General features: G+C 65.7%; 24 protein-coding genes. 9 read left to right on the top strand and 15 right to left on the bottom strand.

Going from position 1 to position 25044, the window contains the following annotated elements; genetic code table 11:
* Positions 1–53: 53 nt before the first annotated feature.
* The 3 genes from araG to BGI01S_RS17525 form a co-directional block, all read right to left on the bottom strand.
* Positions 54–1610, bottom strand: a complete 1557-nt coding sequence (gene araG / locus BGI01S_RS17535; protein ID WP_042327236.1) for an L-arabinose ABC transporter ATP-binding protein AraG — start codon at positions 1608–1610, stop codon at positions 54–56.
* A gap of 120 nt (positions 1611–1730) precedes the next feature.
* Positions 1731–2735, bottom strand: coding sequence for an arabinose ABC transporter substrate-binding protein (locus BGI01S_RS17530; protein WP_042327235.1), 1005 nt, complete (start codon positions 2733–2735; stop codon positions 1731–1733).
* A 168-nt stretch (positions 2736–2903) separates the two neighbouring features.
* On the bottom strand, positions 2904–4352 hold the full coding sequence (locus tag BGI01S_RS17525; protein WP_042327234.1) for an aldehyde dehydrogenase family protein: 1449 nt from the start codon (positions 4350–4352) through the stop codon (positions 2904–2906).
* A gap of 191 nt (positions 4353–4543) precedes the next feature.
* Here BGI01S_RS17525 and BGI01S_RS17520 point away from each other — a divergent pair, with 191 nt between their 5' ends.
* Positions 4544–5521, top strand: coding sequence for a LysR family transcriptional regulator (locus tag BGI01S_RS17520; protein ID WP_042327233.1), 978 nt, complete (start codon positions 4544–4546; stop codon positions 5519–5521).
* Positions 5522–5661: 140 nt separating this feature from the next.
* Positions 5662–6216 (top strand): YaeQ family protein, encoded by a 555-nt coding sequence (locus tag BGI01S_RS17515; RefSeq protein ID WP_042327232.1) that lies wholly within the window; start codon positions 5662–5664, stop codon positions 6214–6216.
* 94 nt (positions 6217–6310) lie between these two features.
* On the opposite strand, the gene BGI01S_RS17510 is transcribed toward BGI01S_RS17515, so the two are convergent.
* On the bottom strand, positions 6311–6736 hold the full coding sequence (locus BGI01S_RS17510) for a VOC family protein (protein WP_042327231.1): 426 nt from the start codon (positions 6734–6736) through the stop codon (positions 6311–6313).
* Positions 6737–7145: 409 nt separating this feature from the next.
* On the opposite strand from BGI01S_RS17510, the gene ada reads away from it, so the two are divergent.
* The 4 genes from ada to BGI01S_RS17490 all read left to right on the top strand — a co-directional run bounded on the left by ada (position 7146) and on the right by BGI01S_RS17490 (position 12105).
* Positions 7146–8369, top strand: coding sequence for a bifunctional DNA-binding transcriptional regulator/O6-methylguanine-DNA methyltransferase Ada (gene ada / locus BGI01S_RS17505; RefSeq protein ID WP_042327230.1), 1224 nt, complete (start codon positions 7146–7148; stop codon positions 8367–8369).
* The gene (locus tag BGI01S_RS17500; protein ID WP_042327229.1) at positions 8366–9283 is read left to right on the top strand and encodes a DNA-3-methyladenine glycosylase family protein; all 918 of its coding nucleotides are present in this window, start codon (positions 8366–8368) and stop codon (positions 9281–9283) included. The genes ada and BGI01S_RS17500 overlap by 4 nt, the downstream gene beginning before the upstream one ends.
* 495 nt (positions 9284–9778) lie before the next feature.
* Positions 9779–11395 (top strand): glutamate--cysteine ligase, encoded by a 1617-nt coding sequence (gshA, locus tag BGI01S_RS17495; protein WP_042327370.1) that lies wholly within the window; start codon positions 9779–9781, stop codon positions 11393–11395.
* 209 nt (positions 11396–11604) lie between these two features.
* The gene (locus BGI01S_RS17490; protein WP_042327228.1) at positions 11605–12105 is read left to right on the top strand and encodes a hypothetical protein; all 501 of its coding nucleotides are present in this window, start codon (positions 11605–11607) and stop codon (positions 12103–12105) included.
* A gap of 90 nt (positions 12106–12195) precedes the next feature.
* Here the strand turns inward: BGI01S_RS17490 and BGI01S_RS17485 are convergent, their stop codons facing one another.
* Both BGI01S_RS17485 and BGI01S_RS17480 read right to left on the bottom strand, forming a co-directional pair.
* Positions 12196–13758 (bottom strand): DHA2 family efflux MFS transporter permease subunit, encoded by a 1563-nt coding sequence (locus BGI01S_RS17485; RefSeq protein WP_042327227.1) that lies wholly within the window; start codon positions 13756–13758, stop codon positions 12196–12198.
* A 135-nt stretch (positions 13759–13893) separates the two neighbouring features.
* On the bottom strand, positions 13894–14436 hold the full coding sequence (locus BGI01S_RS17480; protein WP_042327226.1) for a MarR family winged helix-turn-helix transcriptional regulator: 543 nt from the start codon (positions 14434–14436) through the stop codon (positions 13894–13896).
* A 239-nt stretch (positions 14437–14675) separates the two neighbouring features.
* Here BGI01S_RS17480 and BGI01S_RS17475 point away from each other — a divergent pair, with 239 nt between their 5' ends.
* Both BGI01S_RS17475 and BGI01S_RS17470 read left to right on the top strand, forming a co-directional pair.
* Positions 14676–15047 carry a hypothetical protein gene (locus tag BGI01S_RS17475; protein WP_042327225.1) on the top strand — a complete coding sequence of 124 codons (372 nt, stop codon included), beginning with the start codon at positions 14676–14678 and terminating at the stop codon, positions 15045–15047.
* Positions 15048–15257: 210 nt separating this feature from the next.
* Entirely contained in the window at positions 15258–16826 is a 1569-nt protein-coding gene (locus BGI01S_RS17470) for an efflux transporter outer membrane subunit (protein ID WP_042327224.1), read from the top strand.
* A gap of 124 nt (positions 16827–16950) precedes the next feature.
* Here BGI01S_RS17470 and BGI01S_RS17465 read toward each other — a convergent pair whose 3' ends face one another.
* From BGI01S_RS17465 to gspG, 8 genes are all read right to left on the bottom strand, one after another.
* Positions 16951–17730, bottom strand: coding sequence for a type II secretion system protein N (locus BGI01S_RS17465; protein WP_042327223.1), 780 nt, complete (start codon positions 17728–17730; stop codon positions 16951–16953).
* A 22-nt stretch (positions 17731–17752) separates the two neighbouring features.
* Positions 17753–18256 (bottom strand): type II secretion system protein M, encoded by a 504-nt coding sequence (locus BGI01S_RS17460; protein ID WP_042327222.1) that lies wholly within the window; start codon positions 18254–18256, stop codon positions 17753–17755.
* Entirely contained in the window at positions 18253–19662 is a 1410-nt protein-coding gene (gspL, locus tag BGI01S_RS17455; RefSeq protein WP_042327221.1) for a type II secretion system protein GspL, read from the bottom strand. The genes BGI01S_RS17460 and gspL overlap by 4 nt, the downstream gene beginning before the upstream one ends.
* A gap of 28 nt (positions 19663–19690) precedes the next feature.
* Complete coding sequence (gene gspK, locus BGI01S_RS17450) at positions 19691–20914, bottom strand: type II secretion system minor pseudopilin GspK (protein ID WP_084585408.1); 1224 nt, start codon at positions 20912–20914, stop codon at positions 19691–19693.
* A 1-nt stretch (position 20915) separates the two neighbouring features.
* Positions 20916–21593, bottom strand: a complete 678-nt coding sequence (locus BGI01S_RS17445; protein WP_042327219.1) for a PulJ/GspJ family protein — start codon at positions 21591–21593, stop codon at positions 20916–20918.
* Positions 21571–21984: a type II secretion system minor pseudopilin GspI gene (gspI, locus tag BGI01S_RS17440; RefSeq protein WP_042327218.1), complete on the bottom strand. Its 414-nt coding sequence runs from the start codon at positions 21982–21984 to the stop codon at positions 21571–21573. The genes BGI01S_RS17445 and gspI overlap by 23 nt, the downstream gene beginning before the upstream one ends.
* A 1-nt stretch (position 21985) precedes the next feature.
* A complete protein-coding gene (locus BGI01S_RS17435; RefSeq protein ID WP_157004213.1) occupies positions 21986–22552 on the bottom strand; it encodes a GspH/FimT family pseudopilin in 567 nt (188 codons plus the stop codon).
* A 141-nt stretch (positions 22553–22693) separates the two neighbouring features.
* Positions 22694–23158: a type II secretion system major pseudopilin GspG gene (gspG, locus tag BGI01S_RS17430; RefSeq protein ID WP_042327216.1), complete on the bottom strand. Its 465-nt coding sequence runs from the start codon at positions 23156–23158 to the stop codon at positions 22694–22696.
* Between the two features lie 159 nt (positions 23159–23317).
* On the opposite strand from gspG, the gene BGI01S_RS17425 reads away from it, so the two are divergent.
* Positions 23318–23731 carry a type II secretion system protein N gene (locus BGI01S_RS17425; protein ID WP_042327369.1) on the top strand — a complete coding sequence of 138 codons (414 nt, stop codon included), beginning with the start codon at positions 23318–23320 and terminating at the stop codon, positions 23729–23731.
* Between the two features lie 95 nt (positions 23732–23826).
* Here the strand turns inward: BGI01S_RS17425 and gspF are convergent, their stop codons facing one another.
* Positions 23827–25044 (bottom strand): type II secretion system inner membrane protein GspF, encoded by a 1218-nt coding sequence (gspF, locus tag BGI01S_RS17420; protein WP_042327215.1) that lies wholly within the window; start codon positions 25042–25044, stop codon positions 23827–23829.

Here is a 25044-nt window from a genome sequence, read left to right as displayed (position 1 = left end):
TTCGGGTCGAGCCGGGTGGAGCGGGGCCCTTCAGCCGCGGCTCAGGTTGCGGTTCAGCGCGGCAGCGCGAGCTTGATCAACGCGTCGGGCGTGGCCTGCGCCTTCGGCAGATCGCCGACGATGCAGCCTTCCTTCATCACGATCACGCGATCCGCGACGCCGATCACCTCGGCCAGGTCGCTCGACACGACGATGACCGTGCGGCCCGCTTCGGCGAGCCCATACAACAGTCCGTAAATTTCGCTGCGCGCGCCGACGTCGATGCCGCGCGTGGGCTCGTCCATCAGGAACACGTCGATGTCTTCGGCGAGCCAGCGCGACAGGATCACCTTCTGCTGATTGCCGCCGGACAGCGTGCCGATCGGCGTTTCGCCGTTGCGCGTCTTGATCGCGAGCTTGCCGATGAACTCTTTCGCGGTCTGCGCTTCCTTGCGGCCGTTGAGCACGTTGAAGCGGCTGAAGTGACGGCGGCAACTGATGTTGAGGTTGTCCGACACCGACGCGATCGACACGATGCCTTCCTGCTTGCGATCTTCCGGACACAGCGCGATGCCCGCGCGCACCGCGTCGCGCGGCGTGGCGAAGCGCACCTGCTTGCCCTTGAGCGTGATCTCGCCCGCGGCCGGTTTGACCGCGCCGTAGATCAGCTTCATCAACTCGGAACGGCCCGCGCCGACGAGTCCGAAGAAACCGACGATCTCGCCCTTGCGCGCCGCGAACGAAGCCGGTTCGCGCAGGCCGCGTCCCATCAGATCCTTGACTTGCAGTTGCACGTCGCCGAGTTCGCGCGAGCGATAGCCGTACACGTCGGCAATCGAACGGCCCACCATGCAGCTGATCAGACGATCGCGATCGAGCCCCGCGCCGGCTTCGAACGTATCGATGCGGCGGCCGTCACGGAACACCGTGACGCGATCGCACAGCTCGTACACCTCGTCCATCCGATGCGTGACGTAGATGATCGCGCGGCCTTCGGCCCGGAGCGCGCGGATGATGCGAAACAGTTGCGTGGTCTCGCGCGACGACAACGAACTGGTCGGCTCATCGAACGCAATCACGCGCGCGTCGCGCATCAACGCCTTGCCGATTTCGATCATTTGCCGCTGGCCGATCGACAGATTCTTCACCTGCTGCTGCGGATCGATCTTTTCGCCGAGCCGCTCCAGTTCACGCAGCGCGCGGGCGACCAGCGCCTTTTCGTCCAGTATGCCGAAGCGATTGGGGAGCGCGCCGAGCATCAGGTTTTCCGCGACGGTCAGCTCCGGCACCAGATGCAGTTCCTGATAGATGATCGCGACGCCCGCCGCGATGGCCGCCTTCGTCGTGGTGAAATGCTGCACGACGCCGTCGAGCGACAGCGTACCGGCCGCCGGCTGATTCACGCCGGATAGCACCTTGAGCAGCGTCGATTTGCCGGCGCCGTTTTCGCCCATCAGCCCGTGTACTTCACCGCGCCGCACTTCGAGCGATACCTGATCGAGCGCGAGTACGCCGGGAAAGCGCACGGTGATGCCGTCGAGTTGCAGATAGGGCGCAACGTCGGCGAAGGCGGGCGAGGGCGCCGCTGTTTCGCTCGGCGGCTCGGTGGACAAAGGCGATAAAGACGTCATGGGAAAACCTCAATCAAGCGGGTGAACGACTGCTGTGCGGGCAGCTTCGCGGGCCGCCCGCGCGCGAGCGCGACGCGGCCCGCAAAACGTGCGGCCTCGAATCTCGGAGCGCTTCGCCGCTTAGATGCCGAGGTCCTTACGCACGTCCTGCCAGTTGCTGCGCACCATCAGCTTGCCGGTGGTCTGCGTGTCGGCCGGCGGCTGCTTACCGTCCTTGATCCACTCGACGAGGTTTTCCGTGCTGTCCTTGCCGTGGTTGGTCGAGCTCACGGCGATCGTGCCGTAGAAGCCGGTCGGCTCCTTCTTCTGGAATTCGGCGAAGGCTTCGCCCGCACCGTTGATGCCGACACCGATCACGTCCGCCGCCGGAATATGCAACTGCTCGGTCGCGCGCACGCCGCCCAGCACGCTTTCTTCGTTGAGCGCGAAGATCACCCACTTCTTGATGTTCGGATGCTTCGCGAGCACCGGCGACGACGCGTTGAAGCCGCCTTCGTCATCGGTCGTCTTCTGCGGCGCGTCGAAGATGTTTTCCTTCTTGAAGCCGCCGGCCAGCAGCGATTGCGTCGCGCCATCGGTGCGCAGTTTCGCGGTCGGCAGTTCGTAGTTCGTGATGCGCAGCGCGCCGACTTCTTCCGGCTTCCAGCCGCGGCGTTTCATTTCCTCGGAGATTGCTGTACCAACCTGATTGCCGATCTTGAACGCCGACATGCCCAGGTGCGGCACGTTCGCGAGCGGCTTGCCGGTGGAGTCGACCAGTTGATCGTCGACGGTGACGAACTTCATGTTGTAGCGCTTCGCGCGCGCCTGAATCGCCGGTCCGAGACGCACGTCGGGCGCGCAGATCACGAAGCCCTTCGCGCCTTGCGCGCCGAGGTTGTCGATCGCGGCCAGCACCTTTTCGCCGTCCGGCGTGCCGATGTTGACGACCGAGAAGCCGTCCTTCTGGCCGAGCGCGGTTGCAGCTTTCTGTTCGTTGATGAACCACGCCTGTTCCGGCATTTTCACGAGGAAGCCGACCTTGAGCGGCTGATCCGCGTGCGCGGAAAGTTGCATGGCGAACGGTGCGGCGAGGGCGGCGGCGGCCATCGCGGTGAGGGTCAAACGGCGAAGCTTGCTGGTCATGCCTGTCTCCTGAGGTTGAAAGCTGCATTGATTTCGTTGGTTTGCAGCAGGGGCATGCGCCGCGGCATCAGCCGGGGCGCAAATGAAGCGTGGGATGCGCGACGCATCGAAATGCCGCTGCGCGACAAACGGCGCGGTGAGCGAAGCGACGCGTGACACGCATCGCGATCAGCCCGCCACGTAGGCCGTTTTCACGGCCGTCCAGAACGCTGCGTCGGTCGCGCCATAGGCGGACGCTTTGCGACCGCCGCCGGGCGCGTGGTGCTCGACGGCGGTGGTCGGCAGATTGATCGTGACGAGACCGCTCTGCACATGGCGGCGGAAATGCCGCGCGCGTTCGAGCGAGCGCGTGCAGATGCCGGCGCATAGGCCGTAGGCGGTGTCGTTGGCCAGATGCAGCGCGTGCTCGTAGTCGTCCGCGCGCAGCACGACGGCGAGCGGGCCGAAAATTTCCTCGCGCGCGATGCGGTGTTCCGGTTCGCCGATGAACAGCGCCGGCTCGAAGAAGTAGCCGCGCGTCGCACGTTCCAGTTGCTGGCCGCCGCACAACAGTTGCGCGCCTTCCTGCTGACCGATGCGCACGTAGTCGAGGTTGCGCTTCAGCTGCGTAGCGTTTGCGACCGGGCCGATGTCCGTGCCATGCTTCAGCGCGTGGTCGACGGAGAGCTTCGCGAGCTTCGTTTTCAACGCGTCGACGAACGGCTCGAACACCGCGCGCTCGACGATCAACCGCGCCGACGCCGTGCCGCGCTGACCGGTCGCGCTGTAGGCGCCGGTTATTGCGGCGTCGACCGCGCCGTCGAGATCGGCGTCGGCCAGCACCACGAACGGATTCTTGCCGCCCATTTCCAGCTGCACGCGCACTTGGCGGGCGGCCGCGGCCTGCAGCACGCGTGTGCCCGTTTCGGTCGAGCCGGTGAAGCTGATCGCCGCCGCCAGCGGATGCGCGACGATCCGCGCGCCGACCTGGCGGCCGCTGCCCATCACGAGGTTAAACACGCCGGCGGGCAGGCCGGCGCGGCTGATAATCGCGGCCAACGCCGCCGCGCACGCTGGCGCCGATTCGGCCGGCTTGAACACCACGCAGTTGCCGTGCGCGAGCGCGGCGCCGATCTTCGCCGCGGCGATCGCCAGCGGCGCGCTCCACGGCGCGATGATGCCGACCACGCCGAGCGGTTCGTGTGTCACGTCGATTTCGACGCCCGCGCGGGCCGAGGCCAGCGGCTCCGCAAACGCGCGCAGCGCCTCGGCGGCGAGCAGCTTGAAGATCTGGCCGGCGCGCGTCGCTTCGACCTGCGCCTCGGGCACGGTCTTGCCGATTTCGCGCGCGAGCAGCCGGCCGAGTTCGTCGCGGCGCGCGAGCATCTCCGTGCCGATCGCGTCGAGCGCATCCGCGCGACGCTGCGCCGACGCCACCGACCAGTCGCGAAACGCCGCGTGCGCCGCTTCGATCGCCGTATCGGTCTGCCGCACGTCCGCGCGGACGTACTCGCCGACCGGTTCGTCGAGGTCCGACGGGTTGAACGAGACGCCCGCGGTCGCGCCCGTCTCCCATCCGCCATTGATGTAATGGCGAAAGGGGCTGGCAACGAGCGGGACGAGCGAATCGCGGTTCATCGACGGAAGGGCGCCACGTGGGATGCTTGGAAAGTCCACGAATGGTATGAGCCGCCCCAATAACTTTCCAATCCCTTTTTAAGCCATCCCGATATCACTTTCGGTATGGCATGATTGAGACCTCGCCGGGATAAACCACCGGGCGCAGCGGCTTCAGACCGCTCAACCAAAAACAGGATGGAGACAAGGCGATGACGCGTAGCTATTCGAACTGGTTCGTCCGGGCGCGGCTCAAGACGCGCCAGTTGCTGCTGCTCGCGGCGATGGAGGAGGAGGGCAACGTGCGCCGGGCCGCCGACGTGCTCGGCATGACGCAGCCCGCCGCGTCGCGCCTGCTCAAGGAGCTGGAGGACATGCTGGAGGTCAGCCTGTTCGATCGCACGCCGCACGGCATGCACGCCACGCTGTACGGCGAAGTGATGATTCGCCACGCGCGCATGGTGCTGTCGAACCTGAGCCACGCGCACGACGAAATCTCGGCGCTGCGCTCCGGGCTCACCGGTCAGGTGCGCATCGGCGTGATTGCCGCAGCCGCCGCGACGATGGTGCCGCGCGCGATCGCCGGCGTGAAGGAACGTTATCCACAGCTGCAGATCTGGGCCGAGGTGGAAACCTCGGACGTGATGCTGCCGCGGCTGGCCGAAGGCGAGCTGGACATCATGATCGGCCGGGTGCTGGAGCGGCAGAACCAGCTGAAGGCCGAAGTCCGCTACGAACCACTCGCCGACGAGCCGCTCTGCGTGGTCGCCCGGCCCGGTCATCCTCTCGAAAATGAGACAGGTTTGACGTTGCGCGGAATCGTGAACGCAAGTTGGGTTTTGCATCCGCCGGGCAGCGTGCTGCGTCACCGCTTCGATCTGATGTTTTCGCAAATCGGGCTGAATCCGCCGCAAAACGTCGTCAATACCAACAATTTTCTGGCGATTTCAAGCCTGCTGCTCCAGAGCGACATGTTGGCGGTTTTGCCTGACGAAGTGGCGCGTCAATACCAACAGTACGGTGTGTTGAAGCGCGTGCCGATCGATTTACCGTGCAGGATGGATACATTCGGTATCATCACGCGCCAGTCGCATCTGCTTTCGCCAGCCGCCGCCGTGGTGCTCGAAGCCTTGCGGGAAGCCGCGGCAGAGGTCTACGGCACGGCTTTCGAGCCGGCTGTGGCGCGATAAATGCTTCTCCCGTCGGTGTAGCCGCCGGCTGACGGCGCGGGAGAAACGCGATGTACAACAAACACGGAAAACGGCAACGCGCCGTCGACGATTCTTTTTCTGTTCGCTCCGGTGGAGCGAGCGCCTGGTTTAGCAACGGCATGGCTCTCAAATCGACGATTTACAAGGCGGAACTGCAGATCGCCAACATGGACCGGCACTACTACGCCGACCATTCCCTGACGATCGCCCGCCATCCCTCCGAAACCGACGAACGCATGATGGTGCGCGTCGCCGCGTTCGCGCTATTTGCGCAGGAACGGCTCGAGTTTTGCAAAGGTTTGTCGGATGTCGACGAACCGGATCTGTGGCAGAAGGATCTGACCGGCGCGATCGAAACGTGGATCGAAGTCGGCCAGCCCGACGAACGGCGCATCGCCAAAGCGAGCGGGCGCTCGAACGAAGTCATCGTGATCGCATACGGCGGCCGTGCGTCGGACATCTGGTGGCAGGGCGTGCGCAACAAGGTCGAGCGCATGCGCAATGTGACGGTGTGGACGCTCGGCGAAGACGTTGCGACGGCGCTCGGCTCGCTCGCGGAACGCACGATGCGCCTGCAATGCACGGTGCAGGACGGCGAAGCGTGGCTCGGTAGCGCCGACGCCGATGCGGTGAAGATCGAGTGGACGGTATTGAAGGCGCCGGCCAACGCGTAAGGGCTGACGGCTTGCGATTTGCGTCGACGCTCGAATCGGACGAGGGCCGAAGCGGCGCGTGGCCAGCCATTAGCCTGTCGCTGCTGGTGGGTGCCTAGAGCGTCGTGACTCGCGCCGCTTCCGGCGGCCCCTTGAGTTCGACCATATTCCCCTCCGGGTCGAACAGATACAGCGACGGACCAAAACCGTCCGCGCCGTAGCGCACCCCCTGTTCGCCCAGCCGCGCGCCCTGCGCGGTCAGATGCGCGTTGAGCGCGTCGGCGTCGAACGGTTCGACGCGCAAGCACACGTGATCCATATTTCGCCCTGCGCCCGGCACGCCGTTCTCGACACGGTCCAGCTTGCCGCCAACCTGCAACAGGTCGATCAGCGAGCGCCCCGCGCGCAATTGCGTCAGCCCCAAGTCCCGCTGTTCCTTTTCCAGGCTGCACCCGAGCACGTCGCAATAGAAACGCGCCATGGTCTCGACGTTCGTCGCCCGGATGACGACGTGATCGATCTCGCGGATGTGGATTTTCATATCGGACGCCCCTGACTGGTTGGCAGAACGGATGATTAGCCAGTGTAGAAGAAAGGGCGCTGCCGCGAGTACACGCGTACAACCCGCCGCGAGGGGCGGCTCAAAAAAGAAAATCGGGGAAGTACAGACGAAAAAAAGCCCGCTCTATGTGGAGCGGGCTGAATCCATATCAGGAGGAGACATGGAGGAGACAGGTACTAATATACACACGGGGTTGATGCGACGCAATAACTTTTTAAGGGAAAACCCGATATCGGGCCAAATTGTCGCGTTTTGTGGCAAAACGACCGCCAGGCGGCCGTTTCAGCCGACGAACAGGCGCAATGACAGAGCAAGAACCGGAGCGTAGGGTGTCGGCATACGGCCTACATTGGTGAGCATCGACACCACCTGCCTCCTCGAGACCACCATGAACCGCACGACCGATCCTGCCGACCTCCGCACCGCCCCGGACTCCGCCCGCTGGACTTCCGACGACGAGCGCTGGGCCGCCGTCACGCGCCGCGAGCCGCGCGCGGATGGCGCATTCTTCTACGCGGTCCGCACGACCGGCGTGTTCTGCCGGCCGTCGTGCGCATCGCGTCAGCCGCGCCGCGAAAACGTCGCGTTCTTCACCGACGCCGCCGCCGCCCGCGCCGCGGGCTTTCGCGATTGCAAGCGCTGCCAGCCCGGCGGCCTGCCGCGCGAACTGGAAATCGTGAATCGCGCGTGCGCCGCGCTCGACGCCGACCCGCAGCAACGTCTCACGCTCGCGCAATTGAGCGACGCCGTGCACGTCAGCCCGTTTCACCTTCAGCGTCTGTTCAAGCGCGTGGTGGGGGTCTCGCCGCGGCAATACCAGGCTGCGCAGCGGGGCGCAGCGTTGCGCGACGCGCTGCAAAGCGGCGCGGACGTCACGCGCGCCACGCTCGACGCCGGCTTCGGGTCGCCGTCGCGGATGTACGACAGCGCGCCGGCAGAACTGGGCATGGCGCCATCCGCGTATCGTCGCAAGGGCGCGGGGCTGACCGTGCGCTACGCAAGCGCGCCGACCTCGCTCGGCTTCGTGCTGGTCGCGGCCACCGGCAAAGGCATCTGCAAGATCGGTTTCGGCGACGACCACGCGGCGCTGCTCGACGAATTGCGCGACGAATTCGCCAACGCCGACCTGCTGGAGGACGCTCAACAGCTCGCCCCGTTCATCGCGCAGATCGACGCCTATCTGCGCGGCAGCCGACAGGACTTCGATCTGCCGCTGGACATCGCGGCGACCGCCTTCCGGCAGCGTGTCTGGGACGCGCTGCGGCGCATTCCCTACGGCGAAACGCGCAGCTATTCGCAGATCGCCGAAGCGGTCGGCTCGCCGCGCGCGGTGCGCGCGGTGGCCACCGCCTGCGCGACGAATCCGGTGGCGCTGGCGATTCCTTGTCATCGGGTGGTGCAAAAGGGCGGCGCGCTGGCCGGTTACCGCTGGGGTCTGCCGCGCAAGGCCGCGCTGCTCGACAACGAAGCGCAGCATGCCGGTCATGCGACGCCCGGCCAGCCCCGTCAGCCGGGCCGCCAGAAGCCGGCCCTCATTGGTTCCGGCTCCGGCTCCAATTCTGGCTCGGACGCCACCACGACAACCCCCACCAAACTGGACCACGCCGCGTGAGCACGCTCGACGACGTCGCAACTCTCGAATTACCGTTCAAACCACCCTTCGACTGGCCGCGCCTGCTGCGCTTTTTCGGCGGACGCGCGACACCCGGCGTCGAAGCGGTGGAGGACGGCGCGTATCGCCGCGCGATCGATTGGGCCGGCGACAGCGGCACGCTAAGCGTGCGGCTGCATCCACGCAAGCGCTGCCTCGTCGCGAGCATCGAAGGGCCGGTGAGCCGTCACGCCGACGCGCTCGCCACGCCGATAGCAAAGATGTTCGATCTGCACGCCGATCCGAAGAAGATCGGCGCGGAACTCGCGGCGGATCCTTGGCTCGCCCCGCTTGTCGAAGCCGCGCCCGGCCTGCGTGTACCGGGCGCGTGGTCCGGTTTCGAGCTGGTGGTGCGCGCGATCGTCGGGCAGCAGGTCAGCGTGAAAGCGGCGACCACCATCATCGGCCGGCTTGTGCAGCGCGCCGGCGAGCGCATCGACGGACATCCGCACGAGAACACCGCGTGGCGCTTTCCCACGCCCGCCGCGCTGGCCGCGGTCGATCTCGCGCAGATCGGCATGCCGGGCAAACGCGTCGCGTCGTTGCAAGGTTTCGCGCACGCGGTCGCCACCGGCGACGTACCGCTCGACAGCAACGTCGTCGACGCGGCCAGCCTGCGCGCCGCGTTGCTCGCGCTCCCCGGCATCGGTCCGTGGACCGTCGAGTACGTCGCGATGCGCGCATGGCGCGACGCCGACGCCTGGCCCGCCTGGGACCTCGTGCTGATGCAGTCGATCTGCGCGCGCGACCCGTCGCTCGTGCGGCCGACGCAGCAACGTGCCCGCACCGATACGTGGCGGCCGTGGCGCGCGTATGCGGCGATGCATCTGTGGAACGAGGTGGCGGACCGCGCGGGCGCAGCGCGGGGTGGATGAAGTCGCGTGGGCGCGCGCGTCGGAATAGCACGCCGTCTCGCGGCTCGAAAACGAGATGGCGGACCGACTGCGCTGACACGGCACGCGGTGGTTAAAGTCGCGCGGGCAAGTGGCTCAGAACCGGAGCGTGTAAGCGCGGATACCGGGGGTGAAGCAGCGCGCCGTATTGCAGACGATTCATCTTCAATAACGGGGTGGGCGAACCCCACATGGCGCCACACGCCGTCGCTGAACTCACGCCTGTGCGTCGCTTGGACCAGCGCGCGTAACGCGCGTGCGGCAAGCAAATCAGCGCACCGCGCGACACTCGGATTCATCCCAAAAACGGGCGGGACCGCTGCCCCGAATAGCCCGCCGAAGCGGCCTCAAGCAGGCGTCGTAGCGAGATGTTAAAGTGCCCGCTACTGAAAATTCCGCCGAACGTTGTCAACCGCGCAGTGCTGCCCACGAGCAGTCAAGCGGCACATGGCGGCCGACAACGCCCGACTCGCATCAATGCCAAACACGACACCTTCCCGCACGACCGACGCGTTCCTGCACCGCCTGTCCGTGCTGACCTCAGGCCCGCAGCGTGACGCGCTGGCGCGCGGTCTGCGCGGCATCGAAAAGGAAAGCCTGCGCGTCACGCACGACGGTCAGCTCGCGCTGACGCCGCATCCGCGCGCGCTCGGTTCGGCGCTCACGCATCCGTCGCTGACCACCGATTACTCCGAAGCGCTCCTCGAACTGATCACGCCGGCCGAGCAGGACGTCGCGCTCACGCTGGAGAAACTCGACACGCTGCATCGTTTCGTCTACGCGCAACTCGGCGACGAAATCCTGTGGAACAACTCGATGCCCGGCCTGCTGCCCGACACCGACGACGGCATTCCGATCGCGGATTACGGCACGTCGAACATCGGCAAGCTGAAGTACGTGTACCGCATTGGCCTCGCGCTGCGCTACGGCCGCACGATGCAGTGCATCGCGGGCATCCACTACAACTATTCGCTGAACGAAGAAGTGTGGCGGCTGCTGCACGCGGACCAGCAATCCACCGCGACCGCCGTCGATTTCCAGTCCGAACGTTACCTTGCGCTGATCCGCAATTTCCGCCGCACCAACTGGCTGTTGATGTATCTGTTCGGCGCATCGCCGGCGCTGGATCGTCGGTTTCTCCGCGATCGCAAACACACGCTGGAAACGTTCGACGCCGACACGCTGTACCGTCCGTACGCGACCAGCCTGCGCATGAGCGACCTCGGCTATTCGAACACCACCGCGCAAGCCGCACTGCATGCCGACTACGACACGCTGCCCGGCTACCTCGACGCGCTCGCGAAGGCCGTGAGCCAGCCGTATCCGGCGTATGAGCAGATCGGCACGCAACGCGACGGCGAGTGGGTGCAGATCAACACCAATGTGCTGCAGATCGAGAACGAGTTTTACTCGACGATTCGCCCGAAGCGCGTCACGCATCCGGGCGAGCGTCCACTGCATGCGCTCGCCGCACGCGGCGTGCAATACGTCGAAGTGCGCTGCATGGATATCGACCCATTCGAGCCGAGCGGCATTTCGCTGGAAACGTCGCGCTTTCTCGACGCCTATCTGCTCGTCTGCGCACTCGATGACAGCGCGCCGTTGCCGCCGGACGCCTACGCCGAAGCCAATCAGAACTTCGGCCGCGTGACGATGGAAGGGCGCAAGCCCGGCCTCGAACTGATCCGCGAGGGCCAGCCGGTCGCGATGCTGGACTGGGCCAACGAGCTGATGAGCAAGATCGACGCGGCAGCCGCCGCGCTCGACGCATTGCAAGGCGGCGACCAACACGCGCGCGCGGTGGCGGTGCAACGCGCGAAGCTCACGGATGTATCGCTGACTCCGTCCGCGCGCGTGCTGCAAATCATGCGCGATAAGCAGCAGAGCTTCATCGCGTTCGGCCTCGAACAGAGCGAAGCGCACGCCGCGTATTTCCGTTCGCGTCCGCTGGACGCTGCGCAAACGCAGGCGTTCACCGAACTCGCCGCGCAGTCGCTGGCCGAGCAGAGCCAACTCGAGCGCGAAGAGGTCGGTTCGTTCGACGCCTTCGTCGCGGCTTATCGCGCGTACACTTTGAACCGATTTAGCGTGTGACCGACGCGCTCAGCGATGCCATGAAAAAAGCGGCCCGCGTGGCCGCTTTTTCTTCTCTACAGGTAACGTCTACGTCGCGCATGGCCGCGCATCGCACATAATCGGCAAATTCTCCGTGCGCTCTGACGATTCGCTGACGTCGATGAAACACCGCATCAGCGCCGCGGTCAAACTGATAGACACGCTCCCAGGCAGGAGGTATCGACGTGATGAACAAAGGTCTGTTGGCCGCGCTGTGTTTAGCGGCAGCGGCGGGATGTTCGACGCAGGGGCAGGTCGATCCGGATGTCATGCAGATCGCGACGACGCCGTTGACGTGTTCGAACAAAGCTGAATGCGACCTGTGGTGGCAACGCGCGCAGACGTGGGTGTCAAGTCATTCGACCTACAAGATCGAGTCCGCGACCGACTCGCTGATTCAGACTGCGGGCCCGGACGGCGGCAAGCGCGCACTCGCATATCAGATCACGCGCACCGCGAACCCTGACGGCACGGCGACTATCGGCTTTGCCGCGCATTGCGACGGCTCGTTGGGTTGCAAACCGAACCCTTGGGAAGCTGGCGCCGACTTCAAGCAATTTGTGCGAGGCAACGTCGGCGGCGCACCGCAGGGTGGAGTGAAACCGCCGCCTGCACCTACCGCGATGCATCCGGATGCTGCGCAGGGACAATCGATTCCGACAGCCAATGGCGAAGCCGTAACGCAGTGACGCAACGAAGAGCATCGACGCGCGTGACGACGCGGCGCATTGGATCGTCACGCGGGCGCGCTCGAAGCATCGGACGTCGGCAGACCAACCTCAGTGCCCCATCGAAGGCCCCACGCCTTTACGCGGCTTCGTAATCCACACCAGTACCGCCAGCACGAGGAACGCCGCGCACGAAATGCGGAAGAAATCGTTGGTGGCCATCATATAAGCCTGCGCTGTCACCACCTGGTTCAGTTGCGCGGTCACGCTATCGCCGGACAGACCGATGCCCGCCAGCGCATTGGTATAGGCGTTGGTGTTCGCCGAATACACGTTCACCGAATCGGTCAGCATCGCGTGATGGGTGATCGTGTCGTTCTCCCAGAACGTCGTGCTGATCGCGGTGCCGATCGCCCCCGACAAGGTCCGGAAGAAATTCGACAAACCTGATGCGCTGGCGAGCCGCTCGTCCGGCACGCTGGACAGCGTGATGGTCGTCATCGGCACGAAGAAGCACGCCACGCCGATCCCCTGCACGAGTCTCGGCCAGATCACGTGATTGAACGGCACGTCGAGCGTGAAGGTCGAGTTCCAGAACGACACGAACGCGAACACGATGAACGCAAAGCTCGCCACCATGCGCAAGTTCAGCCGGTGCATGTTCTTGCCGATCAACGGCGACAGGAACAGCGCGAGCAGTCCGACCGGCGCGGTCGCGAGACCCGCGAGCCCAGCGGTGTAGCCCATCACGGTTTGCAGCCACAGCGGGAAGATCACCACCGAGCCGAAGAAGGCCATGAAGCCAAACGAGATGATCAGCACGCCAAGCGCGAAGTTGCGGTCCTTAAAGAGCGAGAGATCGACCACCGGCTCCTTCTCCGTCATCTCCCAGACCAGCAGGAATGCAATCGACACCACCGCGATCACCGCGAGCGACACGATGAACGTCGAGTTGAACCAGTCGCGGTCCTTGCCGAGGTCGAGCATCATCTGCAAACACGACACGCCGATCACGAGCAGCGCGAGGCCGACGGCATCGATGCGCTGGCGGGTGATCTTCGTCTCGCGGCCGCGCAGCAGCAAGTAAGCGCACACCGCCGAGAACAGCCCGATCGGCACGTTGATGTAGAAGATCCACGGCCACGTGAAGTTGTCGGTGATGTAGCCGCCCATCACGGGACCGAAGATCGGCGCGCAAATCACGGTCATCGCCCAGAGACCCAGCGCGAGCCCGCGCTTCTCCGGCGGATAGGAGCGCATCAGGATGGTCTGCGAGAGCGGGACCATCGGCCCGGAGACCAGCCCTTGCACGAGCCGGAACGCGATCAGCGACTCGAAGTTATGCGCGAAGCCGCACGCCGCCGACGCAATCGTGAAGAGCAGCACGGACAGCGTAAAAAGCCGCACTTCGCCGACGCGTCGCGCGAGCCAGCCGGTCAGCGGCACGGCGATCGCAGACGCGACCGAATACGACGAGATGACCCAGGTGCCCTGACTGGTCGCCACGCCGAGGCTGCCGGAAATGGTCGGCACTGCGACGTTCGCAATCGACGTGTCGAGCACCTCCATGAAGGTGCCGAGCGCGAGGCCGACAGTCAGCAGGGCCAGCGCTCCGCCTTTGAGCGGCGCGGGTTCGGCGGCGGGAAGGGCAGCGGCGGGTGCCGTGGCGTCCATATGATGTTCTCCTCAGCCGGGAAAGCTTGTCACGGCAGCCTTGTCGCGCGTCACGAACCGCGCGCTTGCATGCCGGATCACCCTCTGCCCAGACAGATATCTCAAAACAATGGCGCTTTCAAAAGCGCCTCTTGGTTACTGGTCGCCGGGCTCCGCCGGCGTCCGTGCGGATGCTTTTTCCTGCGAGTGCTGTTGCGGCTCCAACGCGCAACCCGCGCCCACGCCATCGCCGAGACCATTCGCAATGAAACGCGCGAGCAGGTCGATCAGCGTCGCGTGCTCGTCGGCGGAGAAGCCGCGCAGTTGCTCGTTCAACACCGCCGCGCCGAGACTGGGCAGTTGCCGCGCCGCTTCATGGCCTTGCGGCGTCAGTTCCAGCTTCACCATCCGGCGATCGGCGTTACTGCGCGTGCGCACCACAAAGCCTTTCTTTTCAAGGCGATCGAGCAGACGCGTCATCGATCCGCTGTCGTACGACATCGCCCGCGACAGCTCGAACGGCGTGTTCGCGCGCCGCGATGACAGCATCAGGATCACACCGATCTGCTGCGCGGTCAGCCCCAGCGGCTTGACCGCGCGGTCCGTCCGCTCGACCAGCACGTTCCGCGCTTTCGTCAGGTAGTAGCCGAGGCTCGACATGAGTTGAGTCTCGTCCGCTTTATAGGGGCCATCAGTCATCGCGATTCCAGAACATCGACAAGCACAACGGAGTTTAGCTGCCTAAGCAGGCAAGTCAAACCTCTTGCAAGCTCCATGAGGAGCAGAAAAACAACACGAAGTTTGTACGCGGCGCAAAGTATGTTGAAATTTAATTGCATAGTCAATATTATTACAGGCAACGAGTTACTCGCCCACGAGCCCATGTTCTGACCGATTGTCTGCACCGCCGCGAGCGCGACGTGCGAAAAGGATTCCCCATGCTGTACCTCAAAAACACCCTTGGCGGCCTCGGCCGCTCCCTGACCGATTCCGCACTGAACAGCTTTCAAGGCCCGCACCGCTGGTGGAAACTCGCGCTGTTCGCCGGGCTGTTCGTGTTGCCGGGCGGATCGGTGGGGGTCGCGGTGCTGGCGTGGGTCGAGCATCGGCGGGGCAGCAAGGTCGGCAAGGCGGCGAGTGGAGAGTTGACGGCTGCGCCCGGGCTGACGGAAAGCGTCGCGGCAACGGCTGGCCACGCGGCCAATGCAGTCAATGCGGCAGGCGCGTGCCAGGCGCGCGGCGACGCGCCCTGCCGGGCGGCCGCCGGCCGCTTGGCGCGCCAGACCACGTCGACGGAATCCCGGATCTGACGGTCGCGCGGCGCAGCGCCGGCCGCGCCGCGTAACAGCACGTAACCATCGCGACACCCTCAGTAACACACCTGCGCGCATCCCCGCATTACCCTTTCAGTTTCCCGCGCCCACGCGGGCTCATACGCTAACATTCCGGCAGACCAAGATCTCGCCCCGCCGACGGTGCCGCCATCGGCCGCATCGCGGCGTCCAGAAGGAATTCATTGCATGCAGTCTGATCGAATCTCGCGCGCGCGGCGGCTTGCGCCTCGCGCCCTGACTATCGCGGTAGCAGCGGCCCTCGCCACGTTGCTGGCCGCTTGCGCCGTCGGCCCCGATTACAAGCGGCCGGCCGCCGAAGTCCCCGCGTCGTTCAAGGAAGCCGCCCCCGGCTGGAAAGTCGCCGAACCGGCCGACCAACAAGATCGCGGCGACTGGTGGACCATTTACGAAGACCCGCAGCTCAACGCGCTCGTAGACAAGCTGAACGCCGCCAACCAGACCATCGCCCAATTCGCGGCCACCTACCGGCAGGCGCGCGCGCTGGTCGGCGAGGCGCGCTCGGCGTATTTTCCGATCATCGGCGCTTCGGCGGGCGCGTCGCGTTCCGGCAACGGCATCGCATCCAGCGGTAGCTCGACGACCGGCAGCAGCCGCTCGGGCGTCGGCAACAGTTTCAACGTGCAGCTCGACGCCAGTTGGGAGCCCGATCTGTGGGGCTCGGTGACCCGCTCGGTCAACGCGCAAAAAGCCGGCCAGCAGGGCGCGGCCGCCGATCTCGCGAACGCGCGGCTGTCCGCACAGGCCACGCTCGCGCAAACCTACTTCTCGCTGCGCGCACTCGACTCCACGCAAAAGTTGCTCGACGACACCGTCGCGGCTTATCAACGCTCGCTGCAACTCACGCAAAATCAGTACGCCGCAGGCGTCGCCGCGCGTTCGGACGTGATTCAGGCGCAAACGCAGCTGCAATCCGCGCAGGCGGCCGCAATCGACAACGGCATCCAGCGCGCGCAGGACGAGCATGCCATCGCCGTACTGATCGGCGTGCCGGCCTCGGTGTTCTCGCTGCCGCCAATGCCGCTCACCGCCACGCCGCCCACCGTGCCCGCGCAGATGCCGTCAGCGTTGCTGGAGCGGCGGCCGGACATCGCGTCGGCGGAACGCAAGGCTGCGGCTGCGAACGAGCAGATTGGCGTCGCGATCGCCGCGTTCTTCCCGTCGCTGACGGTGTCGGCCACCGGCGGCTTCGAGAACTCGGTGTTCTCGCAGTTGCTGACCGTGCCGTCGCGCTTCTGGACGGTCGGGCCGCAACTCGCGGCCACGCTGTTCGACGCCGGTCTGCGCAAGGCCCAGACCGACGCCGCGCGCGCCACCTACGACGCCGACGTCGCCACCTACCGTCAAACGGTGCTGACCGCGTTCCAGGACGTCGAGGACAACCTCGCGTCGCTGCGCATTCTCGAACAGGAAATCGTCGTGCAGCGGCAAGCGGTCGAGTCGGCCCGTCAGGCGCTCGCCATCGTCACGAACGAGTACAAGGCGGGCACGGTCGCCTTCGTCAGCGTGTTGACCGCGCAGACCACGGCGTTCACGGCCGAGCAGAAGCTCGAGAGCATCGCGGGGCAGCGAATGGTGTCGTCGGTGGGTCTGGTGAAGGCGCTGGGCGGCGGCTGGGACGCGTCGCAGATGAATCGCGAAACGGGCGACGTGGCTGCTCCGGCGCCGTTGCCGGCATCGTCGGCGATGCCGGTTGCGCAGAGCGGGGCGGGCCCGCAGCAGACGCAGACCAAGTAAGCGCAGCGCCGCCTCCTGGCGGGGTAAAGCAGAAGAGGCATGGCCGCATCGAGCGTCCATGCCTCTTTTTTATCGCGCTCGCGCGCTGCGACCTACACGCTCGCGCGCGTCGTTGATCCAGACTTCAATGCGCAAACGTCAGCGTCACCGAGTCCGGCCCGCTCGGACGGCCCAGCAGATTCAGCAGGCCCGCGAGATTGTCGCGTGCTTCGGGCGCGGCGCTGGCCGTGCCGCGAAACGACGTCGACGCCGCCGAGATCGTGCCGTTGCCGCTCAGCATCAGCGGCCCCTTGAGCGTCGTCAGATCGAGCGTCGACGACGCGCCCTGTGCCTGGAAACTCACCCGATATGAGCCGAGCGGCTTGACCATCGACACCCGCGAACTGACGTCGTTCAGCGTCACGGTCAGCTGGCCGAACGCCTCCCGGTTGAAGCTGCGCCAGTCGGACCAGGAGAGCTGCACGTTGCCTTGCAGATCGAGCGTGTTGAACGGTGCGCCCAGTCCGCTCAGCAGCGAAGCGGGCACCGCGATCGTGCCGGGCGTGACGGTCGCGCTGCGCGGGGTGGCATCGACGGTGATCGGGTCGGGCATCGCCTCGCTGTGCCGCATCACCATGCGTACGCGGCCGGTGAACAGCGGCCAGAACGCCGTGCTCCATTCGATCCGCCCAGGCAGCAGCGTCGCCGCGCTCATGTCGGAGCCGGCGGCCAGCATCAGCGTGGCGGAGCCGTGCCACAGCGAGCCGGCCGGGTCGACGAGATTGACGTGCCCGCCGGTCTGCCGTGCGAACTGCGGCGTGATCCACGCGGCCGGCAACAGCGCGAGCATCACCGCCGCGGAGGCCAACGCACCGACCACCGCCCAAGGCAGCGCGACGCGCAGGCGCCGCATCCAGTAGTTCATGCGAGATCCCGTGACGGTGCGGTCATTTCGCGGTCGACGGCTGCAACGACGCCGTCAGATCCACCTGGCCGTCTTCCTTCAGCGCGGTGACATGCGCCTCGGCAATCTGCACCTTGAATTGCTTGCGCGCGTCGTCGACCCAGCTCGTCCACGCCGGGAACGACGCGTTCTTCATCTGGACCTGCACCGCGTTGCCGACCACCTGCACCTGCGTCGCGGCAAGGCCGTGATCGTTGAGCGACGCCGTGAGCGCGTCCTTCAGCGCGGCACCGGTCGGCGCGACGCCCTGCGCGGCCGCCGACAGTGTCCGGGCTTCGTTCGATTGCGCGGTCATCTGCGCGAGCTGGCGTTGCAGGCTGGGCAGCGATTCACGCAGATGCGCGCGGCCTTCCTGCGCCGGCGCCCACAGCACCGACCAAGCGACCACCACGGCGAGCACACCGCCGCCCCACGTCAGAAGGTTCTTTTCGCGCTCGGTGCGCTGGTCCCAGAAGCCGGCCCATGTTTGAGCGAGTTCAGCTTTCATTGTCCGTTCCTGATGGTCCACTTGCCGGTATTGCTGTCGATCGCGCCGCTCAGCCCGTTGCGCGCGAGGCGCTTTGGAAAGTCCGCGTCGAGCTTGATCTCGGGCTTGAAGGTCACGTCGAGTCGCCGGTCGTGATAGTCGAGTCCGGCGATGCCGTTGACCGGCACCGGCGCCATCGAACGCGCGAGGCCGTCGGCGAGCGACAGGAAATCGTCCGGCGACAGTTCGCCCGCCGCGACCCGCAACTGCTGCAATTGGCGCGACATCTGATCGGGCGCATCGAGCACGACCGTCGTTTTGGGGAAGGTGTCGAGCAGCAGGCGGGTCATGTCCGTGTTGATCGCGTCGCGTTGACGCGCGAGCATCATCCACTGCACGTTCGCCCCGACAATCGAGATCAGCAGCGCACCGACCGCCAGCAGCACCGGCAAACGCAGACGCCGCAGCGTCGCGCGATCGAGCCGCCACGGCTGCGACGCAAACTCGAACTGGCACAGATCGAAGCGGCACTCCAATGCACGCCGCGCGAGCTGTTCGAACGGCAACGGACTGGCGCCGTGGATATGCGCAGCCAGCCGCGCCGGGCTGGTGTTGCCGAGACTCGGCTCGTTGCCGGGCATTTCGGTCAGCATGTACAGCGACACGGACGCCGCGCCGGCGAGCGCACCGAGCGTCGCGTTCACGGCGTTGGCCGGCACCGCCAGCCCTTCGCCTTGCACGCCGCGCGCAATCGCCAGTTCGACACGCGGCACGCCGCTCTCTCCCGCGCCTTCCAGCAGCAGCGCGGGGGCGGTCTGAACGACCGCGCCGAGCACGGCGGCGACCATCGGCACCACGGCTGCGGCGTCCGGCGCGACAACCGGTGCGAGGCCGGGCAGCGACGTGGCGACCTCGACCGCGCCCGCCATAGCCGGCTCGCCTGCATTCACCCGTTCCGCGACTTCGGCAGTCGTAGCGGCTTTAGCGGTTTGCGGCAGGCAGCGTGTCACCGGCACGGCGCGCAAGCTGCGATGACCGGCCGTCGTGAAGGCTTCGCAGATGAAGCGGAACCAGCCGCGGTCGATGATCGCGAGCACCTGCCGGCCGCCCGCGACCGGTTGCGGATCGACGGCGATGTGGCAAGTCTGCGGATCCTGGATCAGCTGATCCTCGACGATGTTGGGCAATGCCTGACGCAACTTCGGACCGCGCAGCGGCGGCAGCGTGGTGGGCATCATCAGCAGGTCGCGCGCGGCGACCATCAGCACCGTCGACGTGGCGCGCGGCAGCAGCGCGAGCGCCGAGCGCCCGGCGCGCTGGGTGCGCCCCGACTTGTCGAGCAGGACGAACGGCAGCTCCGGCAATTGCCATTCCTGCGATGGCACCGCCGGATCACGCGGCGGCAGTAGGACGATCAGCGTGCTCAAAGGCCACTCTCTCTGGGAATTGCGTTGTTCATAGTTGGTCTTGTACCCGCACGATACGCGTAGTGTGAGTCATTGCGTCGCGATAGACGAGGGTCGTGCGATCGACTTCGGCGCGTTCGTGCTGCACGCGGCCGTGGATCAAAAAGTAGCTCGAGTTCACGTCCATCTGCGCCGGATCGATCGCGACCGACTGCACGCCGGAACCGCGCAACGCGAGCTGCACGTCGCCGACATTGCGGAAGAACACCGTCTGCCGGCTCGCGACGAAACCCTGCGCGGCCGACTGGCTCATGCCCGGCACGACTGCCGCGATCACTTCAGCCGACGCCGTGTTCATGTTGAGCGCCGTGACGGTCGGCAACACGGTGACGAAGGGCCGCAAGCGCTCGATCATCTCCGGCGTATAGCCCGGAATGTCGAGCAGCGAATCGACGCCAGTCATCTGCAACGGCGCGACCGCCGAGCTATCGTCGTCTTCGATGCCCGGTTTGTCTGTAAAACTGCCGCCCGTGGCGCCGCCCCCGATGTTCGGCGTCGCGGCCGCCGTCGAACCGCTAGTGGACGTGACGGCCTGGAAGCGGGTCGCCGAACGCGAGAGGCTGTTGCGCACCTGCAAGGCGGTGGCTCTCGCGAGCTGGCTGTTGACGCCGAGCGACACCAGCAGGCGCTGATACGCGCCGATCTGCTCGACGTTCAATTGCATCACGCCGGGCGCGGGGCTCGACACCAGATTGCGCAGATTGAATTTGGCCTGCGCGTCTTCGATCGAACCGGACAGATACGTGGCCGCGCCTTGCTCGGCGCGAACCTCGCCGATCTGACCGAGAAAATCGGACAGGCGCGTCTTCGCGATCGGCACGCCCCACAGTCCGCCGAGATAGGTGATGCCGGCCGACGTATCGCCTTCCGAGCGCAGGATCAGGCGCGTCCAGTCCAGCGCGCCGCGCGCGACCCATTGCGCCTGCGAAAGCAGTCGCTGATTTTCAATCCGGCGAATCTGCACCTGCTGGCGCCACAGCATGCCCGAGACGAGGATCGCGGATAGCGCGACGACCAGCAGCGCGCTGATGATCGCCGCGCCTTGCTGTTGGGCGCGGGAGGCAGAGCGTCTGCCTTGGCATCTGGCCACGCGTTTGAGCGATTCGCCGCGCGTAGGGACGCGCGCAACGCTCGGCCTGACGGCATGCGTACGCACCTTGCCAGCTTTGGAAGAAGATGAAGGGCGTCGCGGAGCGGAGCAAGAGAATCTCATGTCATTCCCCGACGAGAAAAACCCGCGTCACAGGCCGCGCCAACGAGCGCGCGCCGACGCTCACTTCGAACCCCGTCACCGAACGCGGCAGCGGCGCGTTGCCGAGCTGCGGCACCTTCAGATTGTTGTCGGCCTCGGTGATCGCGCTCTGCACGTCTTTCATCTGCGTGGTCCAGCCGACCTTCGGCACATAGAGCCGCGCGGAGATCGCGCCGACGCCGCCCATCAACGGCACGCCGCTCCATCCGTCGCCTTCGCTGCCGCGCAATGCGCGCCGCAGTTCGCCGGCGTTGCCGAGCGGCGGCGACGCGTAACGAATCACGCGGCCATTCGACACCTGGTAGCGCACCACCTGCAGACGCGGCGCGGTGCCCGGCAAGGTCATCTGCCGCACGATCTGCAACGTGTTGCCGGCCAGCGATATCGCCGGCTGACCGGACTCGTCGTCGGACGCGGCCTGGCGCGCGTCGATCCGCATCTGGTCGAACATCTGCGCGAAGACGCGCTCTTCTTCCATCGCGTTGGTGATCGTGGCGCGGCCGCGAATGATCTGGTCGAGCCCGCGCCACGACAACACGGCGATCACCGCCATGATCGCGATCGCGACCAGCAGTTCGATCAGCGTGAAGCCGCGCGCGCCGGATCGGCGGCGGCGCTCAGAGCGAGCGGTTGTTTTCATTCGCGACCACCGTGACCATCTGGGCGAGATTGCCGGAACGCCCAGGCATTGTCACCATCACTTCGACGCGACGAAACACCGGATTCGGCGTCGCCGTCACATGCTCGGTACAGATCAATTGCAGGTTGCCTTGCGAACATTCGAAGCTCGTCTCGCCGACGTTCGGCCACGCGTGCGTCAAACGCAACTGCGCGAGCGTGTTGTCCGCACTCCAGCCGGCCAGCAGACGGCGGTGCAGATCGGCTTCGCCGCTCGCGAGACTGCCGACCGCGCGCAACGACGCCGACAGCGCGACCGCGATGATCGCGAGCGCCACCAGCACTTCGATCATCGTGAAACCGCGCTGCGCGCGCCCGGCTCGCCGGCGCGCGATGCTGCTGCAACGAGCCATCTCAATGCACCTCATAGCGGCCATTGCCGGTGCCGACGATCGTCGCGCGCCCCGCCGCCGAAAACAGCGTGATCTGTATCGGCACGTCGATCGCTTCGGTGCCGAAGACGATGCGGCTCGGCTGCGAATCGGAGCCCGGATAACTGATCGTCACGCCGGTCACGCCACCTTCCCACTGGCGCGGCCCGAGCAGATCATCGCGCAGCGGACGCCAGCCGTCTTCGGTACGTTGATCGAAACGGAAGCCGCCTTCGACCGGCTGCCACGCGATGGGGCGCGCGCGCACCTGCGCTTCGTCGCCGGCCGATTCGAACAGCAGCGCGAGACGCTGCGCTTCTTCGTTGAGATCGGTGCGCGGATTGCGCGTCATCGTCAACGCGGTCAACGACACCAGCAGGCCCGCGATCACCAGCACCACCATCATTTCGAGCAGCGTGAAGCCTGCCGCGCGGCGCGGACCATGACTCATGCGTGTGTGAATATGCCTGCGCGCGCCGGCGCACGCCGCATGCGGCGGCGAGGCCGTACACGGAGTGTCCACATGGGACTTGCAAGCGGACATACGCATAGTGCCGGCCACGAAACGATCGACTAAATTGATCAAACGACGATGTATCGACAAAGCGCGCGAGCCTCGCTCAACAGCGGGGCGGATCTCGCGCGCGGGGAAGTCAACGATTGACGAATACGCTGGCTGTGCTCGTTGCGCTTACTGCCACGAGCCGACGTCGGCGTCGTTGCCTTCGCCGCCGGCCTTGCCGTCCGCGCCGTAGCTGAACACGTCGATCTCGCCATGTACGCCCGGATTCAGATAGTTATACGCGTTGCCCCACGGGTCGTTCGGCAGACGTTCGAGATAACCGCCGTCCTTCCAGTTGTTCGGCACCGGATCGGTACTCGGCTTTTCGATCAGCGAGCGCAGGCCTTGCTCCTGAGCCGGATAGCGGCCGTTGTCGAGACGATAGAGCTTCAATGCCTGCATCACCGTGCCGATGTCCTGCTTGGCGGCGACGCGCCGCGCTTCGTCCGGACGGCTCATGATTTTCGGCACGATCAGCGCGGCGAGAATGCCGAGAATCGCGATCACGACCATGATTTCGATCAGCGTGAAACCTCGCTGACGACGGCTGCGCGAACCCGCGATATCAGTGCGGCGAGTGGTCGACAGTTGCATAGCTTGCTACCTCTTTTCTGGTGAAATTTTCGACTGGGCGGGATTCGCTGGTCAGCGATCAGGCCGCTATTGAACACGCCCGGCCGGTCATTTTAATGTCATGGTGTTGAAGGGTTTCAACGCAACGCAATTTTCACAATAGTCCGTACAATGATGCGCATGAACGCCATCCAAATCCGCCTTCTGTCGCTCGCGCTGTTCGCCGTTTTCTGCGCGACGCTGACCTACTGGGTCATCACGCTCACCACGATGTCCGGCGCACCGTTGCCCGCCGCCGCCGCGCATGCGCAGGTCTCGACCGACCAGGCCGCCACGCTGTTCGGCGGCCAGCTCACGCGCAGCGTCAATCAGGACGTGCATCTGTTCGGCATCCTCGCCTTGAGCGAAGGCGCCGCGGCCATCGTCAGCGTGGGCGGTGAACCGCCGCATGCGGTGTCGCTCGGCAGCACGCTGATGCAAGGCGCCAAACTCTCCGAAGTCCGCGCCCGCTCGATCATCATCGACCGCAACGGCGCACACTCCGAAGTCTTCCTGCCCGCCAATGCCGTCGGTCCTACGATCTACGTGCGTTAATCGTCAAAGCGCCCGACCTGCCGGCGTCTTCGCTTCAACCGGTTGCGTGGCTTTAGCCGCCGCGCAACCTGTCCTCTACCTTCTATCTCTTCGCGTTACTGCACGAGGTTGTTCAACTCGATGATCGGCAGCATCACCGCCAGCACGATCACCAGCACCACGCCCCCCATCGCCAGAATCAGCAGCGGCTCCAGCAGGCTCGTCAGGAACATCGTGCGACGCTCCAGTTCGCGCGCTTCGCCGTCGGCCGCGCGATCGAGCATGGTGGTCACGTCGCCGGTCGCTTCGCCCGAGCGGATCAGGTGCACCAGCACCGGCGGAAACGTCTTCGTATTGCCGAGCGCGCGCGACAGCGACGTGCCTTCACGCACGCGGACGATCGCGTCGTCGATGTTCTCGCGCATCGCGTTGTTGCTGAGCGTTTCGGCCGCCGCCTGCAGCGCGCGCAGGATCGGCACGCCCGCCGCGGTCAGAATCCCGAGCGTGCTCGCAAAGCGCACGGTGTTGTAGCCGCGCACGAGTTTGCCGAGCAGCGGCGCGGTCAGCAGCCAGCGGTCGAACGCGAGGCGCGGGCCGGGTTGCCTGAGCACCGAGCGCACCAGATACACCAGCACGACCACGCCGATCAGCATCGCCCACCACCAGTTCCGCACGAAGCCGGACAGCGCCATCATCATCACGGTGAGGAAGGGCAGTTGCTGCTTGGTGCTGGCGAACACGTTCACCACTTGCGGGACCACGTAGCTCAGCAGGAAGGTGACGATGCCGAACGCGATGAGCGTCACGATGGCGGGGTACGTGAACGCGAGCACGATCTTCTGCTTCAGCGCGTTGCGTTGCTCGATGTAGTCGGCGAGGCGCGACAACACCAGACCGAGCTTGCCCGTGTGCTCGCCGGCCGCGACGAGCGCCCGGTAAATTTCGGGGAAGTCTTTCGGATGCTGCGTGAGCGCATTGGCAAGCGAATGGCCGCCGAGCACTTCCGCGCGAATCGACGCCATCAATTCGCGGATGTAGTCGCGCTCCGATTGCTCGGTGAGCACCGCGAGCGCTTCGTCGAGCGGCAAACCGGCGATCAGCAGACTGGCCAGTTGGCGCGTGAGGATCGCCTGTTCTCGTTGCGACAGACGCCGCCCCAGCGACAGCCGTTGATTGCGCTCGCCGCGCGTGCGCGTGGCCGCGGGTTCCACGACGAGCGGCGTGAGGCCTTGCGAGCGCAGGCTGGTGCGCGCGCCACGCGCGCTGTCCGCGTCGAGCACGCCTTTTTGCGCCTTGCCCGCCGCGTCGATCGCTTCGAAACGAAATGCCGGCAT

This window comes from Paraburkholderia ginsengisoli NBRC 100965 (genome assembly GCF_000739735.1).
Lineage (GTDB): Bacteria > Pseudomonadota > Gammaproteobacteria > Burkholderiales > Burkholderiaceae > Paraburkholderia > Paraburkholderia ginsengisoli.
Note: the sequence above shows the minus strand (reverse complement) of the source record. Positions and strands in the feature narration are given on the sequence as shown.